Consider the following 18,249-nt stretch of genomic DNA (forward strand, 5'->3'; position numbering starts at 1 on the left):
ACCGGATGCGCATCAAAGCCACCCTCCGACGCCCCGGGGGCTCGGCGTCGAACCTCCAGATCACCGCCGACGCCACGGCGAGCGTCGGCGACATCGCCGAGGCGATCCACCTCGCCGATCCGCAGCTGAGCGAGTACCAGCGCGCCCAGGTGCCGGCGGGACTCACGCTTCAGGTCACGGGCACGAGCGGCGAGCAGCGGGTCGTCGACCCGGTCTCGAACCTGATCGAGGCCGGCGTGCGCTCCGGCTCGGTGCTCGAGCTCGCCCGGCACAGCGACGGCTTCAGCTCCGGCAGCCACGGCCCGGCGGCGGCGACGCTCCGGGTGCTCAGCGGGCCGGATGCGGGGGCCGAGTTCTCGCTCCCCTTCGGCTCGAGCTACATCGGCCGCGAGCGCGGCATCGACGTTCGGCTGAGCGACGGCCTGGTGTCCAAGCGGCACGCCCGCATCAACATCGGCGAGCAGGTCGAGATCGTCGACATGAAGTCGGCGAACGGCCTCCTGATGGGCGGCGAGCAGGTCGCCCGCACCACGCTCAGCTCGGCCGACGTGGTCGTACTCGGCGACACCGCGATCTGCGTCGTGCCCCTGCAGCGCCTCGGCGGCGCCGCACCCTCGACGCCGGTGATCGAGTTCAACCGCTCGCCGCGGGTCGTCGCGCGCTACCCCGGCTCCGAGTTCCCCGCCCCCACCCCGCCGAAGCAGCCCCAGTCGCTCCGCTTCCCGCTGGTGGCGCTGATCGCCCCGCTGATCATGGGCCCCATCCTGTTCGCCGCGACCGGAAACGCGCTCAGCCTCGTCTTCATCGCGCTGAGCCCGATCCTGATGATCGGCACCTGGCTCGACCACAAGCTGCAGACCCGCGCGCAGCTGAAGGCCGCCATCAAGCAGTTCAACGAGTCGCTCGACGCCTTCGTCGCGTCCATGCACGAGCGCCAGCGGGTGCAGCGAGCGGTGCGGCTCACCGAGGCCCCGGCGGTGGCCGCGACGATCGACGCGGTGCAGCGACTGGGTCAGCTGATGTGGACGCACCGGCCCGAGCATCCGTCGTTCCTGACCGCCCGGCTCGGCCTCGGCACCTCGCTCAGCCGCGACGTGGTGACGACCCCGAACGAGAACGACGCCCTGCCCGAGTACTACGCGCAGGTCGAGCAGACGGCCGACCGCTTCTCGCGGATCGACGGCGTGCCGATCGTGGTCGAGTTCCGCAAGGCCGGCGCCCTCGGCGTCGCCGGCCCGGCCGAGCAGCGGCACGGGGTCGCCCGCGGCATCGTGACGCAGCTGGTCGGCCTGCACTCCCCCGCCGAGCTCGTGGTCGCCGCGGTCGTCTCCCCCACCTCGCGCAGCACCTGGGAGTGGCTGGAGTGGCTGCCCCACACCAGCTCGCCGCACAGCCCGCTCGCCGGCGACCACCTGGCCGACAACCCCGGCTCGGGATCCGCGCTGCTCGCCCGCCTCGAGGACCTCATCTCGCGCCGCACGAAGGGCGCCCCCTCCCCCCGCGGGCCGATCGACACCAGCGGCAAGAGCGGGGAGGACGAGCTCGTGCATCCGATCACCCCCTCGGTGCTCGTCGTGATCGAGGACGACGCACCGCTCGACCGCGGCCGACTCACCCGCCTGGTCGAGCGCGGTGCCGACGCGAACGTGCACGTGATCTGGTCGGCGCCCTCCATCGCCGCCCTGCCGGCGGCCTGCCGCAGCTTCGTCAGCGTCGACCAGGATGCCGCCGGAGCGACCGCGGGCCAGGTGCGCCTCGGCGAGCACACCTTCCCGCTCGAGTGCGAGACCGTCGACGCCGACACGGCCCACCGGCTGTCGCGCCAGCTCTCGCCGGTGACCGACGTCGGAGCCCCCGTCGACGACGACTCCGACCTGCCGCGCCAGGTCTCCTACCTGACGCTCGTCGGCTCCGAGCTCGCCGACGAGCCCGAGGCCGTGATCGACCGCTGGCGCGAGAGCAACTCGATCGCCCTCCGCGACGGGTCGCCGCCGGTGCGACGCAAGCAGGCCGGATCGCTGCGCGCCCTGGTCGGGCACTCGGGCACCGAGCCGTTCTACCTCGACATCCGCAACCAGGGACCGCACGCCCTCGTCGGCGGCACCACGGGCGCCGGCAAGTCCGAGTTCCTGCAGTCGTGGGTGCTCGGCATGGCAGCGGCGCACAGCCCCGATCGGGCCACCTTCCTGTTCGTCGACTACAAGGGCGGGGCGGCCTTCGCCGAGTGCGTCGGCCTGCCGCACACCGTCGGGCTCGTCACCGACCTGTCGCCGCACCTCGTGCGCCGCGCGCTGACGAGCCTCCGCGCCGAGCTGCGCTACCGCGAGCACCTGCTGAACCGCAAGAAGGCGAAGGACCTCGTCTCGCTCGAGAAGACGGGCGACCCCGACACCCCGCCGAGCCTCCTGATCGTGGTCGACGAGTTCGCGGCGCTCGTGAACGAGGTGCCCGAGTTCGTCGACGGGGTCGTCGACGTCGCCCAGCGCGGCCGTTCGCTCGGCCTCCACCTCATCCTCGCCACGCAGCGCCCGGCCGGCGTGATCAAGGACAACCTGCGCGCCAACACCAACCTCCGCATCGCACTCCGGATGGCCGACGCCGACGACTCCAGCGACATCCTGGGCGATCCGATGGCCGCCTACTTCGACCAGTCGATCCCCGGCCGCGGCGCCGCGAAGACCGGGCCGGGGCGGCTCGCCCCGTTCCAGACCGGCTACGCGGGCGGCTGGACGACCAGCACCCCGCCGCGCCCCCGGATCGACCTCGTCGAGATGGACTTCGGCGCCGGCGCCGCCTGGGAGGTGCCCGAGGACGAGGAGACCCCCGAGTCGGTCGAGCAGGGGCCGACCGACATCGCGCGGCTGGTCACGAGCATCCGTCACGCCGCCTCGATGGCGAAGATCCCCGAACCGCGAAAGCCCTGGCTCGACGAGCTCGCGGCGGTCTACGACTTCTCGCTGCTGCCCAACCCGAGAACGGATGAGCGGCTGCTCCTCGGCGTGATCGACGACCCGGCGAGCCAGAGCCAGCCCACCGTGTTCTACGAGCCCGACCGCGACGGCAACATGGCCGTGCTCGGCACCGGAGGCTCGGGCAAGAGCGCCGCGCTCCGCACCATCGCGGTCTCGGCCGCGGTCACGCCGCGCGGCGGCCCGGTGCACGTCTACGGCCTCGACTTCGGCTCCAGCGGCCTCAGCATGCTCGAGGAGCTGCCCCACGTCGGTGCGATCATCTCCGGCGACGACGAGGAGCGGGTGATCCGGCTGCTGCGGAGGCTCCGCGACGTGGTCGACGACCGCTCCGTCCGCTACTCGGCCGTGCGCGCCGGATCGATCGGGGACTACCGGCGCATCGCCGACGCCCCGCAGGAGCCGCGCATCCTGGTGCTCGTCGACGGCATCGGCGCCTTCCGGGAGCAGTACGAGTTCGGCGGGCACTCGGCCTGGTTCACGACCTTCGCCCAGATCGCCACCGACGGCCGCCAGGTGGGCGTGCACATCGTCGTCGCGGGCGACCGGCCGAACTCGGTGCCGGCGTCGCTCGGCTCGACCATCCAGCGGCGGCTCGTGCTGCGCATGGCGAACGACGACGACTACGCGCTGCTCGGCGCCCCGAAGGACACGCTGAGCGCCGTCTCCCCGCCCGGGCGCGGCGTGATGGACGGCGACGAGGTGCAGATGGCGGTGCTCGGGGCCGACTCGAACGTGGCCATCCAGTCCCGAGAGATCTCCAAGCTCGCCGAGGCCATGCGCCGGCAGGGGGTGACGGATGCTCCGCCGATCCAGACCCTCGGTGACGCCATCCCGCTCAGCACGCTCCCCGCCGTCGCGGCAGGGCAGCCGGTGATCGGCGTGCGCGACGACACCCTCGGCGCCCTCGGCATCTCGCCCTCGGGAGCGATGCTCGTCGCCGGAACCGCCGGCAGCGGACGGTCGACGGCGCTCGCGACCATCGCGACGGCGCTGCGACGGGCCGACCCGGGCGTCCGTCTCGTGCACATCTCACCGCGCAAGACGAGCCTCACGCCGCTGCCGCTCTGGAGCATCTCGCTGAGTGACCCGGCGCAGATCGCGGCCTTCGCCGACGACGTGAGCGCCCAGCTCGACGCCGAGACGCTGAAGCCGACGCAGTTCGCCGTGTTCGTCGAGAACGTCGGCGAGTTGAACGGCAGCCCGGCCGAAGGCGATGTGGATCGGCTGGTGAAGCGGGCGCTCCGCGACGACGTGTTCGTGATCGGGGAGAGCGAGTCGTCGACCTGGTCGGCGGCCTGGACCCTCGGCGGAGCCTTCAAGAACTCCAAGCGGGGGCTCCTGCTGGTGCCGGGCGACCTCGACGGCGACTCTCTTCTCGGCACCTCGCTCGGTCGCTTCAAGCGCGCGGATCTGCCGCCTGGCCGGGGGTTCTACGTGCAGGGCGGCCGGGTCGTGAAGCTTCAGGTGGCGACCAGGGACGACTGATGGGGACTTCTCCCCATCGCCGTCAGCGACAGGTGTCAATAGTGTCTTCCTTGTGAGAAGCACTCACAGGAAGTAGCGGATCCGGACAGTCCGGGCCGCGGAGATGAAGGAGAGAATCATGGCCGTTTGGGGTCTCGATGTCGAGCAGGTTCGTGGGCTCAGCAAGCAGCTCAACACCCAGTCGCAGCAGGTGCAGCAGATCCTGACCACGCTGACCAGCGCACTGCAGAACGTGCAGTGGACCGGTCCGGACGCGGAGGGCTTCCGCAACGAGTGGAACACCACCCACACCGCCGCGCTGAAGCAGGTCATCACCGCTCTCGAGGACGCGTCGCAGAAGGCGTCGAAGAACGCCAGCGACCAGGAGTCGACCTCGAACGCCTAGCGTTCACAGGGGCGGGGGCTTCGGCTCCCGCCCCTTCGCTGTCTCCTCCCCTGTCCTCCAACCCCGCACACGCTGAGAGGGTGTCATGCCTGGTGGTTTCTACGGCGCCGATGTCGACGAGCTCCGCACGCTCGCGAAGCAGTTCGACACGGCCGCTTCGCAGCTCGAGACGGTCGGCACGACCCTGACCTCGAGCGTCAATCAGACGCAGGCCTGGCAGGGCCCCGATGCGTCGCAGTTCCGCACCGACTGGAACGGGACGCACACGGCCCAGCTGAAGGCCGCCGTGGCCGCGCTCACCTCGGGGAGCACGGGGCTGCTGAAGAACGCCGACGAGCAGAATGCGGCGTCGACCGACTCGATCGGGGGCGGGGCGGGAGGCGGCGCCGGGGGCGGCGGTTCGGCCGGCGGTGCCGGCGGGTCGGGGGCGGGCGGGTCCGGTTCGGGCGGCTCCGGTTCCGGTGGTTCGGGCTCGGGCTCGGGCGATGACGACGGCAACGGTCCGTGGACCGGCACGAACTCCGACACCAGCGTCGAGGGCAGCACCGGCATCGGCACCGCCGAGGGCAAGGCCGAGGGCACCTGGCAGTGGGGTGCCGGCGCCGAGGCGTCCGGCGAGTTCGGCGACGACACCTTCGGCGGCGAGGGATCCGCGGGGGCGATGGTCGGCGCCGAGGGCACGGCGTCAGCCGAGGGGTCCATCGGCTGGGACGAGGGCGCTCAGGGCGAGGCGTCGGTCGGGGGCTTCGTGGGCGCCAAGGCCGAGGCCGAGGGCTCCGTCTCGGCACTGAACGGCTTCGCCGAGGCGGAGGGCAGCGCATCCGTCATGGCCGGAGCCGAGGCGAACGCGAACATCGGCGGATCGATCGGCCCGGACAGCATCGGCGTGAACGCCGGTGTCGACGCCTTCGCCGGCGCCAAGGCGGAGGCCGAGGGCTCGGTGTCGGTGGCCGGCGCGACCGCCACGGTGGGCGGTGAGGTCTACGCCGGCATCGGCGGCCACGCGAACATCGACGTGGGCGTCGACGGCGACACCTTCAACGGCACCATCGACGTCGGAGCCGCTCTGGGCATCGGCGGCGGCGTGAGCTTCGACTTCGAGATCGACGCCTCCGACACCATCGACTCGATCGGCAACCTGTTCGGGCTCTGACCCGACTTGCCCTCCTCCCCGACTTCAGAAAGGCTCGAACCATGTCCCACTCCTTGACCTTCCCCGGCAACGCCGCTCCCGGCTTCCCCTCGATCGGCCTCACGGTGCCCGACGACTGGACGCCGCTCGCCGCCCCCGGCGCCGTGCTCGCGACCGGCAAGACCGTCGAGCCCGGCACCTTCCGCCCGAACGTCGTGGTGGCGATCACCCGCTTCACGGCCGGCTACGCGCTGCAGACCGCGATCGACGAGGTGACCGCGCGCGTCGAGGCGCTGCCGGGCGTCGTCGAGGGCGGGCGCGAGGCGCAGGAGGTGCTCGGCCGCGACGGCTACCGCATCGAGTTCAGCTACCCCGACGAGCGCGTCGGCACCCTGATGCAGGGCGTGCGCATCGTGGTCGTCGAGAACGGGCCCGTCGCCGACCTCGTGCAGATCACGGCCACGGCGACCGGCTCGCAGGCGCTGTCGCTCTGGGGCGAGCTGCGCGAGATCCAGTCGAGCGCGGTGACGACCGTCTGATGGCCGCCCCGCTCGCCGACGCCCAGAACGCCGTGCTCGCGCTGAACAGCGACGAGCTGCCCTTCGTCTACACGGCGGGGCCCGACGGCATCCGCGCCACCTGGAAGTACGCCGACATCAAGTGGGCCTCCTTCACGGCGGCTGGCCTGATCGACCGCGCCTACGAGCTGCGGGTCGAGCTCGACCCCGCCGAGGGCACCTGGACCTTCCACGAGACCGACACCTCCTCCGAGGTGACCGCGCGGGCCCGTCCGGGCGGCATCGGCATCTCGGGCGGCACCTCGACGTTCTCGGGCCGGAAGAAGTCGTTCTCGTTCGAGTTCGGCGCCACCCCGGTGGCGGCCGAGTCGACCGACCGCCAGGGCACCGAGGTGGGCAACACCTACGGCTACGCGTTCACGACCGACGAGGTCAAGGCGCCGCTCATCGAGGCCCTCACGGCCGCCGGCTACACCGCGAAGAAGCAGGGCTTCTTCGGCAAGCTCTTCGGCGGCTGACCGGTTCTCAGACGGTCAGCTCGGCGCGCCGGAAGCGCAGCTCTCGCTCGGCTCCCTTCAGCGGTGAGCCCGTGAACGGCAGGGCGCTGAGGTCGACCCCGGCCGCCGCGCGCAACGCGATGGCGTTCGACGACCGCGCCGCCCGCTGCGGCAGCCCGATCGCGTCGGCGAACTCGTCCCAGTGCCGCAGCCGCAGCCGCGTCGTGCACCCGGCCACCGGGAGCCCCAGGCTGTCGTCGCCGTAGAGCAGGGTGCACGGCACGTCGTAGATCGGCGCGATCGCCATCCGCCCCTCGCCGTCACCGAGCGCCGACACGTTCTTGCCGTGCAGATCGCCGTTGCCGGTCAGCCAGGCGAAGACGAACTGCAGGTAGAGGTTGCGCACGGCCACGGCGGGAGCTGCGCAGAGCACGGCCAGGGCGCCCACGGCGTCGGCCGCGTCGATGCGGTACTTGTCGGCCGGCGGGAGGCCGAGCGCCTGGGTCGAGTCCTCGAGGGGGAGCCGGCGCCATCCGTCGGCGACCCGCACCCGGTCGAAGCGGCGCACCAGCAGCCCTTCGGCGCCGACCCGGTCGTGCACGATCGTCGCATCGGAGACCGGCAGGCGCAGCCCCCGCGCGGCTACCAGGTGCGCCGCCTCGTTCTGTACGAGGTGGGGGTAGGCGGGCGGGTCGAGCTTCAGGATGAACCGGCCCGCCTCCAGGGCGACAGGGCTGCTGATCATCTCGGCGCTCAGCTTGTCCTGCACCCCGGGCAGCCCGTGCCGGTCTATCTCGTCGACGAGGGCCGAGAACTCCTGCTCGCTGAGCCCGCCCGAGACCGCCGACGGGGGCTCGGCCGGATCGGAGCCCCGCGGAACGACCTGCACATCTCCGGGCAGATCGGCTCCCACAGCGAGCAGCAGCGTCAATTCGTCGTCGAGGCTCGTCTTCAGGGCACTGCGCAGTACGGTCAGCCGACGTCCCTCGGGCAGCAGTCCGGCGAAGAAGGCGGGCAGACTGCCGCCGCCGCTCGTGACCTCGCCAGCCTCGAAGGGAAGGGTCGAAGCGACGGGCATCGCTTCGGCCGCGCCTTCGTAGCCGGGCCGGTACGAGAAGCGGATGCCCGTTCCCGGCACCCGCTCGAGCGACGCCGCGAGGCGCCCACCCTTGTACACGTCGGCGGCCTCCGTGAAGCGGAGTTCGTTCAGATCTCGGGAGTCGGTCATCGAGCCACCTCGAGGCGCAGGCCCAGCGTGTGCAACACCGCGAGCACAGCGTCGAACCCCGGATTGCCCCGCCCGGTCTCGATGTCCCGCAGCGTCCGCACCGAGACGCCCGAGAGGTCGGCGAGGTCGGCTTGGTCGAGAAGCGCCGTCTTCCGGCTCCGTCTTACCGCCGCACCGATCTCCAAACGGGAGGGGGTCGGCGGCGACATACTGCCGGTACGAGCATCCATGTTCAGACCCTAGTGGGCAGAACACGGGAACGGCAAAATATCGCCGATCTGATCACGTCAATCGTCGCCGGCGACCCCCAGCCCGCCCAGCGGCAAAATACTGCCGCTGGGCATAGAGCGGGCGTGGTTGGCGACGGGGTGCAGAGGGTGTAACTTTGCAGTCTGCGCAAGTTTCTGCGCGGTCCGCCTTCTCTGCCCCCGAGGACGCCCATGTCTCGCGCCGAATCCGCCGCACAACCCACGAACCGTCAGGCCAAGGCCGACGCCCGCAACCAGGCGTTCGCCGAGTCGGGCGGGCGCATGACGCACCGCCAGATCCTGTTCATCATCTTCGGCCTGATGGCCGGCATGTTCCTCGCCTCGCTCGACCAGACGATCGTCGGCACGTCGATGCGCACCATCGGCGACGACCTCGACGGCATCAGCCTGCAGGCGTGGGTGACGACCGGCTACCTCATCCTGTCGACCATCTCGACCCCGCTCTACGGCAAGCTCTCCGACATCTTCGGCCGCCGCCCGCTCTACATCATCGCGATCGCGATCTTCCTCGTCGGCTCGCTGCTCGCCGGCCTCGCCACGAACATGTACGAGCTCGCGGTCTACCGCGCCATCCAGGGTCTCGGGGCCGGCGGCCTGATGTCGCTCGCCCTCACGGTGATGGGCGACATCCTCGCCCCGCGCGAGCGCGCGAAGTACCAGGGCTACTTCCTCGCCACCTTCGGCATCTCCAGCGTCATCGGTCCGCTGCTCGGCGGCCTGCTCTCGGGCGCCGACCAGATCCTCGGCATCACCGGATGGCGCTGGATCTTCCTGATCAACCTGCCGATCGGCGCCGTCGCGATGGTGATCGTGCTGCTGTTCCTGCACATCCCGCACACCAAGCGCGCGGTGCGCATCGACTGGTGGGGCGTGGCCGCGGTCATCCTCACCGTCGTGCCGCTGCTGCTGGTCGCCGAGCAGGGCCGCGAGTGGGGCTGGGGCTCGTGGGGCTCCATCCTCTGCTACGTGCTGGCGCCGCTCGGGCTCATCCTGTTCATCGTGGTCGAGCGCCGGATGGGCGACGACGCGATCATCCCGCTCAAGCTGTTCAAGAGCCCCACCTTCTCGATGGCGACCATTCTCGGCGTGCTCGTCGGCTTCGGCATGTTCGGCGCCATGATGACCATCCCGAACTACCTGCAGATCGCCACGGGCGCCACTCCGACCGAGGCGGGCCTGCTGATGATCCCCATGGTGCTCGGCCTCATGATCTCCTCGATCGTCTCGGGTCAGCTCATCTCGCGCACCGGCCGCTACCGCATCTTCCCCATCCTCGGCACCGGCCTCCTCAGCGCCGCATTCTTCTACCTGACCTTCGTCTCGGCCGACAAGCCCGTCTGGTTCGTGCTGATCGGGATGCTCGTGGTCGGCCTCGGGCTCGGCCAGCTCATGCAGACCCTCACGATCGCCGCGCAGAACTCCGCCGGACCGCGGGACATCGGCGTGGCGACGTCGTCCTCGACGTTCTTCCGTTCCATCGGTGGGACGCTGGGCACGGCCGTGGTCTTCTCGGTGCTGTTCTCCCGGCTCGGATCGACGCTGGCCGCCTCGTTCACCGACCCCGCGATCATCGCCGGCACGCAGGCCGCGGCCGCCGATCCCGCGGTACAGGCCGACCCGGCGAACGCCGGCATCCTGCAGGTGCTGACCGCCGCGCAGGCCGACCCGTCGAGCCTCGGTGACGCCCTGAGCGGCGACACCTCGTTCCTCGTCGGCGCCGACCCGCGGCTGACGCTGCCGTTCGTGGACGCCTGGGCGAACGCGACCTCGACGGTGTTCTGGGTCTGCCTCGCGGTGGTGCTCGTCGCGTTCGTGCTGAGCTTCTTCCTGAAGGCGACCCCGCTGCGCCAGAAGTCGGCGCTCGAGGAGAGCGCGGCGGCCGACGCGGCCGACGCCACCTCCCGCGGAGTCGACGCCGAGGCTGCGGCGCACGACGACACCGCAGTGCGCGCGCAGCTCGCGGCCGAGGAGATGGGCGCCCTGGTCCTCCCCGACACCTCCTCGACCCCCACCCAACGCCCCGCAGACCGCTGACCTCCCGCTGAGTCGCGCCAACGTGTCGCATTTCGGCGCGACTCAGGCGCTGGAGCGACACTCTGCCGCGACTCAGCGCCGCGCCCATGAGGGGCGGGCGCGTCAGAAGGAGCGGAGGTTGCCGCGGAGGCCGGCGTCGCCGTAGGACGAGCGCAGGATGCCTCGGCGGCGGAGCACGGGAACGAGCTCGTCGAGCATCCGGTGCACGGTGACCGGGTGCAGGTCGCCCGAGAAGATGAAGCCGTCGTTGCCGGCCTCCTCGCCGAACTCCTCGATGAAGTCGGCGATCTCCTCGGCGGTACCCACGTAGCCCTCGCGCGTGGCGATGCGGCCGAGCTTCGCTTTGGCGGTGAGCAGCTCGCGCAGGGTCGCGTCGGCGAAGGAGTCGTAGCGGCCGAGCAGGCCCTTGATGCTGCCCTTCGAGACGTGGTCGCCGAAGATCGCGGGGTCGACGGGGCGATCGAGGTCGAGCCCGGTGAGGTCGGTCTCGAGGTCGCTCGACCAGGCGGCGGCGACCGTGCGCAGGGCCTGGTCGTCGGGGTGCAGGGAGGCGTCGACGATGCGCTGCGCCTCCTCTGGGCTGGCGGCGACGATCGGCTTGAACACGAACAGGATGTCGATGTCGGCCGGGGTGCGCCCCGCCAGAGCGACGGCCTCGTGCACCTTCGCGCGGTAGGCCCGCACGGTGTCGAGGTCGAGCGAGGCCAGCGCGAGCTGCACCTCGGAGTGCGCGCCGGCGAAGCCCAGGCCGCGGCCCGATCCGCCGGGCGAGACCACGACGGGGTCGCCGCTCAGCGCCTCCGGGCCGAGGTGCGGGAAGGGCAGCGCGTTCAGCGGGCCGTCGAAGGTGAAGTGCTCGCCGCGGTGCCGCACGGGGTCGAGGCGGGTGCCGTCGGCGAAACGGCCGGTCGCGGGGTCGGCGATCAGAGCATCCGCCCCCCAGCTGTGCCAGAGGTCACGGATGCCCGTGAGCCACTCCTCGGCCCGGTCGTACGCCTGGTCGTGGCCGAGCGGCGGTGCGCCGAAGTGCCGGCTCGAACCGACGTCGGTCACCACGTTGATGCCGAAGCGCGCGTCGCTCAGGTGCTGCAGCGTCGCGAACTGGCGGGCCGCCTGGTAGGGCGAGTAGGCGAGCGGATTCACGGTCGGCGCTATGCCGAGGTGCTCCGTCGCGGCGAAGAGGTAGGGCGCGAGCAGCAGCGGGTCGTGCTTCGGGCCGCCGTACGCGGATCGGATGCGGAGGTCGAGGGTGTCGGCGTTGCCGAGGGAGAGGGCGTCCTCGATGATGACGAGATCGAAGCCGGCGCGCTCGAGGTCGCGGGCGGACTGCTGGTAGAGCTTCGGGCTCGTCCAGCGGTCGTTCCACTCGTAGTACGGGTGGCCCCAGCCGTGCGGGCCGAAGCCGCGCGAGAGGAACCAGCCGAAGTGCTGGAGGCGGCTCACGCGGGCACGCCGCTTCGGGACGGGGTGGGGGCGGTGGCGGTGGTGCCCGGGCCGGCCGGCGCGGTGCCGGCGGTCGCGGTGCCGGCGGGAGCCGGTGTCGCGGCGGCCGTCGGCAGTCCCGCCAGCGCCTGGGCGAGGTCGGCCGTGAGGTCGGCCGGGTCCTCGACGCCGATCGAGAGGCGCAGGAGGCCCGGCGCGATGCCGGCCTCCGCGCGCTGCTCGGGAGTGCGCCAGGCGTGCGTCGTCGTCGCCGGGTGCAGCACGAGCGAGCGCACGTCGCCGAGGTGCGTCATCCGGGTGAACAGTTCGAGCCGGTCGTAGAAGGTCTTCGCCGCGTCGAGCCCGCCGTGCAGGGTGAACGCGAAGACGGCACCCTGCCCGTCCGGCAGGTAGCGCTGCGCCAGGGCATGATAGGCGCTCGACGGCAGCCCGGCGTGGTCGACGCTCGCCACCTCGGGCTGCTGCTCGAGCCAGCTCGCGATCGCCAGCGCCGACGACGACTGCCGGTCGACCCTGAGCGAGAGCGTCTCGATGCCCTGCTGGATGAGGAATGCGTTGAGCGGCGACGGCGTCGGCCCGAGCCGCGCGGCCACCACGTCCCGGGCGTAGGCCAGGAAGGCCCCTCGGCCGAAGCGCTCGGCGAACGAGCGGTCGCCGAGCGAGCGCACCGGGTTCGTCAGGTGCGGGAAGCGGGCCGAGCCGTCGGGCGTCGTGCCGTCCCAGTCGAACGTCGAGCCCGCGACGACCACGCCGCCGAGCACCGCCCCGTGCCCGGCGAGGAACTTGCTCGCCGAGTGCACGACCACGTCGCCCCCGTGCTCGAGCGGGCGCAGCAGGTAGGGCGTGGCGAAGGTGTTGTCGACGATCAGCGGGATGCCGTGCCGGTGCGCGACCTCGGCCACCAGGGCGAGGTCGACGATGTCGTTCTTGGGGTTCGGGATCGACTCGACGAAGAACGCCCGGGTGCTCGGCCGCACCGCGAGCTCCCAGGCCAGAGGGTCGTTCGCGTCGACCACGAAGTCGGTCTCGATGCCGAGCCGGGCGAAGTTGTCGAGGAAGAGCCCGCGCGAGCCCTCGTAGATGCTGTTCGCCGAGACGAGGTGGTCGCCGGCCTGCAGCAGCCCGAGCACCGCGACGGTGACCGCGGCCTGCCCGCTGCCCACGAGCACCGCCTCGGTGCCGCCCTCGAGCGCGGCGATCCGGCGCTCGACCGCGGCGTTCGTCGGGTTGGCGAGGCGCGTGTAGCTGAAGCCGTCGTCGGCGCCCGAGAACCGGTCCTCGGCCTGTGCGAAGTCGTCGAACACGAAGCCGGCGGTGAGGTGCACCGGCGTGACGCGGGAGTTGATGCCGTCGCCCCGCACGTCGCCGGCGTGAACCTGGCGGGTCGCGAAACCGTGGCGGGGGGTGCGGGAGTCGTCGGTCATGATGAACCAGGGTCGCACGCGCATCCGGATGCCTCGCCCTATGCGAAGTTCTGTTACGACGGAGGCGGCCCTGTACACTGCAGAGAGCGCTCTCTCGCACCCGGAGCGAGCGTGTAGCACCAGGCAAAGGAGCAGTGCCCCGCATGACCACCTCATTCCCGCCCGGATTCCTCTGGGGATCGGCGACCGCTGCCGCACAGATCGAGGGCGCCGCCTTCGAGGACGGCAAGGAGGCCTCGGTCTGGGACACCTTCTCCCGCGTGCCCGGTGCCGTGCTGAACGGCGACACCCCCGACGTCGCCGTCGACCACTACCACCGCATGCCCGAGGACGTCGCGCTGATGAAGCGGCTCGGCCTGCAGTCGTACCGCTTCTCGACGAGCTGGGCGCGCATCCGCCCCGGTGACCGGGACGTGAACCCCGCCGGGCTCGACTTCTACTCGCGGCTCGTCGACGAGCTGCTCGAGGCGGGCGTGCTGCCGTGGCTGACGCTCTACCACTGGGACCTGCCGCAGGCCGTGGAGGAGAAGGGCGGCTGGGCGAACCGCGACACCGCGTACCGCTTCGCCGAGTACGCCGAGATCGTGCACGGCTCCCTGGGCGACCGGGTCGCCAACTGGACCACCTTCAACGAGCCGTTCTGCTCGTCGCTGCTCGGCTACGCCTCGGGCGTGCACGCCCCCGGCCGCCAGGAGCCCGCCGCCGCGATCGCCGCCGTGCACCACCAGCACCTCGGCCACGGTCTCGCCGTGCAGCGCCTGCGCGAGCTCGGGGCCCAGCACATCGGCATCACGCTGAACCTCACCAACGCCATCCCGAAGGACGCCGGCGACCCCGTCGACCTCGAGGCGGCCCGCCGCGTCGACGCGCTGAACAACCGCATCTTCCTCGACCCGCTGCTGCGCGGGGAGTACCCCGACGACATCCGCAGCGACCTCGCCGACCTCGGCCTGACCTTCGGCGACGACGCCCTGGTGCGCCCCGGCGACCTCGAGGTCATCGCCCAGCCGCTCGACTTCCTGGGCGTCAACCACTACCACGACGACATGGTCAGCGGGCACCCGCTCGAGGTGCCGGCCGACCCGTCGCTCGTGCCGGCCGACCCGCACGCGGTGGCCGGGGGCATCCGCTCGGTGGGTTCGCCCTTCGTGGGCTCGGAGTACGTGACCTTCCCGCTGCGCGGGCTGCCGCTGACCGGCATGGGCTGGGAGGTCAACCCGAGCGGGCTTACCCGCCTGCTCGTGCGCCTCGGCGAGGAGTACCCGACCCTGCCGCCGCTCTACGTCACCGAGAACGGCGCCGCCTACGACGACGAGGTGTCGGCCGACGGCGCGATCCACGACGAGCTGCGCACGCAGTACATCGTCGACCACATCCAGGCGGTGTCGGATGCGATCGCCGCCGGTGCCGACGTGCGCGGCTACTTCGTCTGGTCGCTGCTCGACAACTTCGAGTGGGGCTGGGGCTACGGCAAGCGCTTCGGCATCGTGCGGGTCGACTACGAGACGCTCGAGCGCACGCCGAAGGACAGCGCGCTGGCGTACGCGGCGCAGATCGCGGCGGCCTCGGCTGCGGCGGCTGCGGCTTCGGCTGCCGCTTCGGCTTCGGCTTCGGGCGTCTCCGACGGGGCGACGGATGCTCGCGCCGTCGACCCGGCGTCGGCCGGCGTGCTCGGCTGATCCGGTGAACCGGGGCGTGCGCACGCCGACGCTCGAGATGGTGGCCGCCGAGGCCGGCGTCTCGCGCGCCACGGTGTCGCGGGTGGTGAACGGATCGACCTCGGTCGCGCCGGACATCATCGCGCAGGTGCAGGCGGCGGTCGCCCGGCTCGACTACGTGCCGAACCGCGTCGCCCGCTCGCTCGCGAGCCGTCGGGCCGACGTGATCGCCCTGATCGTGCCCGAGTCGGCGTCGACGGTGTTCGCCGATCCGTTCTTCGCGCCCGTCGTGCGCGGTGTCGCGCGGGTGCTCGGCGACACCGACTACACGCTGAACCTGCTGATCGCGTCGGAGTCACGCCCCGAGAAGACCCGCCGCTACCTCCAGGGCGGCAACGTCGACGGCGCCCTCGTGGTCTCGCACCACGCCGAGGACCACTCCTACGTCGGCCTGGGCTCGGCCCTGCCGATGGTCTTCGGTGGGCGGCCGCTCATCCCGGGGCTGACCGACCGGCACCACGTCGACGTCGACAACGTCGACAGCGCCCGCCGAGCCGTCGAGCACCTGCTCGGCCTCGGACGCACGCGGATCGGCACGATCGCCGGGCGACAGGACATGCCCGCGGGGCTCGACCGGCTGGTCGGCTGGCGGGAGGCCGTGGCGGCCTCGGGGGCGGGACGCGCATCCGTCGACCTCGTCGAGTTCGGCGACTTCACCCAGGACTCCGGGGCCGAGGCCACCGAGCGGATGCTCGCCCGCGAGCCCGGACTCGACGCCCTGTTCGTGGCGAACGACCAGATGGCGGCCGGCGCGATGCGGGTGCTGGCGGCGCACGGGCGGCGCGTTCCCGACGACGTGGCGGTGATCGGCTTCGACGACGACACCTTCGCGGCGACGCTGAGCCCGCCGCTGACGACCGTGCGGCAGCCCGCGATGGAGTTCGGCGAGGCGATGGCCGAGGTGCTGATCGCGCTGATCGCGGGCGAGGACGTGCCGCGGCGCACGGTCATCCCGACGTCGCTCGTGCGGCGCGGCTCGGCCTGAACGCGAACGGCCCCCCGCCCCGGAGGGTGGAGGGCCGTGTCGGCTACTGCGATCGCGCGGTCAGTGCTTGAACGCGTCCTTGACGTTCTCGCCCGCGTTCTTCAGGTCGGCCTTCGACTGGTCGGCGCGGCCCTCGGCCACCTTCGAGTCGTCGTCGGTGGCGTTGCCGAAGGCCTCCTTGGCCTTGCCGCCCAGCTTCTCCGCCGCGTTCTCGATCTTGTCGCCTGCACTCATCGTGGGGCTCCTCTCTCGTCGTTGGGGGCTGATCGCCCTCACGCTCCACTCTGGCCCTCCGCGTCCGGCGCGCAACCGACTCACAGCCGCCGCCCACCTGACACAACTTGTGGCAACGCGCGGGCCGGCGAGGGCGGGTCAGGCGGCGAGGCGGCGGGCCACCAGGAGGTCGGCCGCGCGGGACGGCGTGAGCGCCTCGGCCTCGGCCAGCGCCAGCACCTCGTCGAGTCGGGCGCCGAGGGCGTCGATGCGCGCCAGCACCTCCTCGCGCGACGAGCCCGGCGAGCCGAGGTGGATGACGCCACCCGCGTTCACCACGTAGTCCGGCGCGTACAGGATGCCGCGCGCCGCCAGCCGGTCACCGCCGTCGGCCTCGGCGAGCTGGTTGTTCGCCGGGCCCACCACGGCCAGGCAGCGCAGCTCGTCGATGACGGTGCTGCTCAGCATGCCGCCGACGCCGGCCGGCACGAAGACATCGGTGTCGAGGCGGTGCGCGTCCGTCGGCGACACCCAGGTGGCGCCGAGCTCCTCGACGGCCGCCCGGCGGGCCGGGTTCACGTCGGTCGCGCTGACGACGGCGCCGGCCTCGACGAGCACGCGCGCGATCCGGCTGCCGACCTGCCCGAAGCCCACGATGGTGACCCGCAGGCCCGTCGGCGAGGCGAAGCGGATGCGCGGGAGCACCGCGAGCAGAGCGCTGTAGACCCCGCGAGCCGTGTACTCCCCCGGGTCGCCGTGGCCGCCGTCGGCCTCGGGCAGCCCCACGACCGCAGACGTCCGCCGGGCGACGACCGCCATGTCGGCCGAGCCGGTCGCGACGTCCTCCGCGGTGACGTACGCTCCGCCGAGGCTCGCGACGAGGTCGCCGAGGTCGAGGAAGGCCGCCTCGCGCCGGGCCGCGTCGAGCGGCTCGTCGGGGGCCATGATCACGGCCTTGCCGCCGCCGTGCGCGAGGCCGGCCAGGGCGTTCTTCGCGGTCATGCCGGCCGAGAGGCGCAGCGCATCGGCGAGCGCGTCGTCGACGGTGTCGTAGTGCCAGAGGCGGCAGCCGCCGAGGGCCGGCCCGAGTCGCGTCGAGTGCACGGCGACCATCATCACGAGGCCGGAGCGGGCGCCGCGCACGACCTCCACGCGCTCGTGCCCCGCGGGATGCGGGCGGGCGGACAGCAAGGAGTCGGCATCGGCGAGGTGGGCGGAGGCGAGGTGGGCGGAGGCGCGATGGTCGGCGGTGATCGTCATGACCACCATGATCCGATCGCGCCTCGAGCGCCGCAAGAGTGACTACTCTGAGTGGTCAGAACGCCCAATCACGCCCAGTGCAGAGCGCCGAGACTGATCGGAATGACAGATGACCACCGACCCGACCACGACCTCGGCCACGACCGTCTCGCGAGACGCCGATCCGCTGCTGGACGCGACCGACCGGCGCATCCTGAGGGAGCTCGACCGGGTGCCGCGCGCGACAGTGGCGCACCTCGCCGAGCGCCTGAACCTCGCGCGCGGCACCGTGCAGGCGCGCATCCGTCGCCTCTATGACGGCGTTCTGCTGCCCGAGACCACGAAGGTGCCCGCCGCTGCAGTCGGTCGGCCGCTGCGCGCGTTCGTCACCGCCGAGATCGACCAGGCGCGGTTCGAGGGACTGATCGACGAGATCGCGCGCATCCCCGAAGTGGTCGGCTGTCTCGGCATCTCGGGCGAGAGCGACCTGCAGATCGAGGTGATCGCGGTCGACGCCGACGACGTCTACCGCATCACGCAGGCGCTGATGGAGTGCCGGGGCATCCGTCGCACCTCGACCGCCATCGTGCTGCGCGAGCTCCTCGGGCGACGGATGCACCAGCTGCTGTAGCCCGCGGGGCGATGCCGGGGCGTCGACGAGGAGACCGGCGCCGAGGGTGTGGGGCCCCCGACGCCGGCGTTCCGAG

15 protein-coding genes are annotated in these 18,249 nt (G+C 72.0%); 9 read left to right on the forward strand and 6 right to left on the reverse strand.

The window, feature by feature from the left end:
• Nucleotides 1-5 precede the first annotated feature (5 nt).
• The 5 genes from HQQ85_RS07465 to HQQ85_RS07485 all read left to right on the forward strand — a co-directional run bounded on the left by HQQ85_RS07465 (nucleotide 6) and on the right by HQQ85_RS07485 (nucleotide 7,010).
• A complete protein-coding gene (locus tag HQQ85_RS07465; RefSeq protein WP_173181914.1) occupies nucleotides 6-4,457 on the forward strand; it encodes an FtsK/SpoIIIE domain-containing protein in 4,452 nt (1,483 codons plus the stop codon).
• Nucleotides 4,458-4,575: 118 nt separating this feature from the next.
• A complete protein-coding gene (locus HQQ85_RS07470; protein ID WP_173181915.1) occupies nucleotides 4,576-4,842 on the forward strand; it encodes a WXG100 family type VII secretion target in 267 nt (88 codons plus the stop codon).
• 85 nt (nucleotides 4,843-4,927) lie between these two features.
• The gene (locus tag HQQ85_RS07475) at nucleotides 4,928-5,995 is read left to right on the forward strand and encodes a WXG100 family type VII secretion target (protein ID WP_173181916.1); all 1,068 of its coding nucleotides are present in this window, start codon (nucleotides 4,928-4,930) and stop codon (nucleotides 5,993-5,995) included.
• A 41-nt stretch (nucleotides 5,996-6,036) separates the two neighbouring features.
• Nucleotides 6,037-6,513, forward strand: coding sequence for an LpqN/LpqT family lipoprotein (locus HQQ85_RS07480; protein ID WP_173181917.1), 477 nt, complete (start codon nucleotides 6,037-6,039; stop codon nucleotides 6,511-6,513).
• Nucleotides 6,513-7,010, forward strand: coding sequence for a hypothetical protein (locus HQQ85_RS07485; RefSeq protein WP_173181918.1), 498 nt, complete (start codon nucleotides 6,513-6,515; stop codon nucleotides 7,008-7,010). Before HQQ85_RS07480 ends, HQQ85_RS07485 begins: the two co-directional genes overlap by 1 nt.
• A gap of 7 nt (nucleotides 7,011-7,017) precedes the next feature.
• Here HQQ85_RS07485 and HQQ85_RS07490 read toward each other — a convergent pair whose 3' ends face one another.
• Complete coding sequence (locus HQQ85_RS07490) at nucleotides 7,018-8,217, reverse strand: type II toxin-antitoxin system HipA family toxin (protein ID WP_173181919.1); 1,200 nt, start codon at nucleotides 8,215-8,217, stop codon at nucleotides 7,018-7,020.
• Complete coding sequence (locus HQQ85_RS07495; RefSeq protein ID WP_254069291.1) at nucleotides 8,214-8,447, reverse strand: helix-turn-helix domain-containing protein; 234 nt, start codon at nucleotides 8,445-8,447, stop codon at nucleotides 8,214-8,216. Before HQQ85_RS07495 ends, HQQ85_RS07490 begins: the two co-directional genes overlap by 4 nt.
• A gap of 300 nt (nucleotides 8,448-8,747) precedes the next feature.
• On the opposite strand from HQQ85_RS07495, the gene HQQ85_RS07500 reads away from it, so the two are divergent.
• The gene (locus HQQ85_RS07500; protein ID WP_173182861.1) at nucleotides 8,748-10,520 is read left to right on the forward strand and encodes an MDR family MFS transporter; all 1,773 of its coding nucleotides are present in this window, start codon (nucleotides 8,748-8,750) and stop codon (nucleotides 10,518-10,520) included.
• Between the two features lie 102 nt (nucleotides 10,521-10,622).
• Here the strand turns inward: HQQ85_RS07500 and HQQ85_RS07505 are convergent, their stop codons facing one another.
• Together HQQ85_RS07505 and HQQ85_RS07510 are read right to left on the reverse strand one after the other, a co-directional pair.
• On the reverse strand, nucleotides 10,623-11,963 hold the full coding sequence (locus HQQ85_RS07505) for an LLM class flavin-dependent oxidoreductase (RefSeq protein ID WP_173181920.1): 1,341 nt from the start codon (nucleotides 11,961-11,963) through the stop codon (nucleotides 10,623-10,625).
• Nucleotides 11,960-13,387, reverse strand: a complete 1,428-nt coding sequence (locus HQQ85_RS07510) for an O-acetylhomoserine aminocarboxypropyltransferase/cysteine synthase family protein (protein ID WP_173181921.1) — start codon at nucleotides 13,385-13,387, stop codon at nucleotides 11,960-11,962. The genes HQQ85_RS07505 and HQQ85_RS07510 overlap by 4 nt, the downstream gene beginning before the upstream one ends.
• A 143-nt stretch (nucleotides 13,388-13,530) precedes the next feature.
• Here HQQ85_RS07510 and HQQ85_RS07515 point away from each other — a divergent pair, with 143 nt between their 5' ends.
• Together HQQ85_RS07515 and HQQ85_RS07520 are read left to right on the forward strand one after the other, a co-directional pair.
• Nucleotides 13,531-15,066 (forward strand): glycoside hydrolase family 1 protein, encoded by a 1,536-nt coding sequence (locus HQQ85_RS07515; RefSeq protein ID WP_173181922.1) that lies wholly within the window; start codon nucleotides 13,531-13,533, stop codon nucleotides 15,064-15,066.
• A 37-nt stretch (nucleotides 15,067-15,103) separates the two neighbouring features.
• Nucleotides 15,104-16,090, forward strand: a complete 987-nt coding sequence (locus tag HQQ85_RS07520; RefSeq protein WP_254069343.1) for a LacI family DNA-binding transcriptional regulator — start codon at nucleotides 15,104-15,106, stop codon at nucleotides 16,088-16,090.
• A gap of 60 nt (nucleotides 16,091-16,150) precedes the next feature.
• On the opposite strand, the gene HQQ85_RS07525 is transcribed toward HQQ85_RS07520, so the two are convergent.
• Nucleotides 16,151-16,324 (reverse strand): CsbD family protein, encoded by a 174-nt coding sequence (locus tag HQQ85_RS07525; RefSeq protein ID WP_173181924.1) that lies wholly within the window; start codon nucleotides 16,322-16,324, stop codon nucleotides 16,151-16,153.
• 138 nt (nucleotides 16,325-16,462) lie between these two features.
• A complete protein-coding gene (locus HQQ85_RS07530; protein ID WP_173181925.1) occupies nucleotides 16,463-17,563 on the reverse strand; it encodes a Glu/Leu/Phe/Val dehydrogenase in 1,101 nt (366 codons plus the stop codon).
• Nucleotides 17,564-17,672: 109 nt separating this feature from the next.
• Here HQQ85_RS07530 and HQQ85_RS07535 point away from each other — a divergent pair, with 109 nt between their 5' ends.
• Nucleotides 17,673-18,173: an Lrp/AsnC family transcriptional regulator gene (locus tag HQQ85_RS07535; protein ID WP_173181926.1), complete on the forward strand. Its 501-nt coding sequence runs from the start codon at nucleotides 17,673-17,675 to the stop codon at nucleotides 18,171-18,173.
• The last annotated feature ends 76 nt before the right edge of the window (nucleotides 18,174-18,249 follow it).

The organism is Herbiconiux sp. VKM Ac-2851 (assembly GCF_013205105.1).
Lineage (GTDB): Bacteria > Actinomycetota > Actinomycetes > Actinomycetales > Microbacteriaceae > Herbiconiux > Herbiconiux flava.

Excerpts from the sequence above, each read along its gene's own strand:
- HQQ85_RS07465 (WP_173181914.1), top strand. The coding sequence starts at position 6 with ATGCGCATCAAAGCCACCCTCCGACGCCCCGGGGGCTCGGCGTCGAAC.
- HQQ85_RS07470 (WP_173181915.1), top strand. The coding sequence starts at position 4,576 with ATGGCCGTTTGGGGTCTCGATGTCGAGCAGGTTCGTGGGCTCAGCAAG.
- HQQ85_RS07475 (WP_173181916.1), top strand. The coding sequence starts at position 4,928 with ATGCCTGGTGGTTTCTACGGCGCCGATGTCGACGAGCTCCGCACGCTC.
- HQQ85_RS07480 (WP_173181917.1), top strand. The coding sequence starts at position 6,037 with ATGTCCCACTCCTTGACCTTCCCCGGCAACGCCGCTCCCGGCTTCCCC.
- HQQ85_RS07485 (WP_173181918.1), top strand. The coding sequence starts at position 6,513 with ATGGCCGCCCCGCTCGCCGACGCCCAGAACGCCGTGCTCGCGCTGAAC.
- HQQ85_RS07490 (WP_173181919.1), bottom strand. The coding sequence starts at position 8,217 with ATGACCGACTCCCGAGATCTGAACGAACTCCGCTTCACGGAGGCCGCC.
- HQQ85_RS07495 (WP_254069291.1), bottom strand. The coding sequence starts at position 8,447 with ATGGATGCTCGTACCGGCAGTATGTCGCCGCCGACCCCCTCCCGTTTG.
- HQQ85_RS07500 (WP_173182861.1), top strand. The coding sequence starts at position 8,748 with ATGACGCACCGCCAGATCCTGTTCATCATCTTCGGCCTGATGGCCGGC.
- HQQ85_RS07510 (WP_173181921.1), bottom strand. The coding sequence starts at position 13,387 with ATGACCGACGACTCCCGCACCCCCCGCCACGGTTTCGCGACCCGCCAG.
- HQQ85_RS07515 (WP_173181922.1), top strand. The coding sequence starts at position 13,531 with ATGACCACCTCATTCCCGCCCGGATTCCTCTGGGGATCGGCGACCGCT.
- HQQ85_RS07520 (WP_254069343.1), top strand. The coding sequence starts at position 15,104 with ATGGTGGCCGCCGAGGCCGGCGTCTCGCGCGCCACGGTGTCGCGGGTG.
- HQQ85_RS07525 (WP_173181924.1), bottom strand. The coding sequence starts at position 16,324 with ATGAGTGCAGGCGACAAGATCGAGAACGCGGCGGAGAAGCTGGGCGGC.
- HQQ85_RS07530 (WP_173181925.1), bottom strand. The coding sequence starts at position 17,563 with ATGACGATCACCGCCGACCATCGCGCCTCCGCCCACCTCGCCTCCGCC.
- HQQ85_RS07535 (WP_173181926.1), top strand. The coding sequence starts at position 17,673 with ATGACCACCGACCCGACCACGACCTCGGCCACGACCGTCTCGCGAGAC.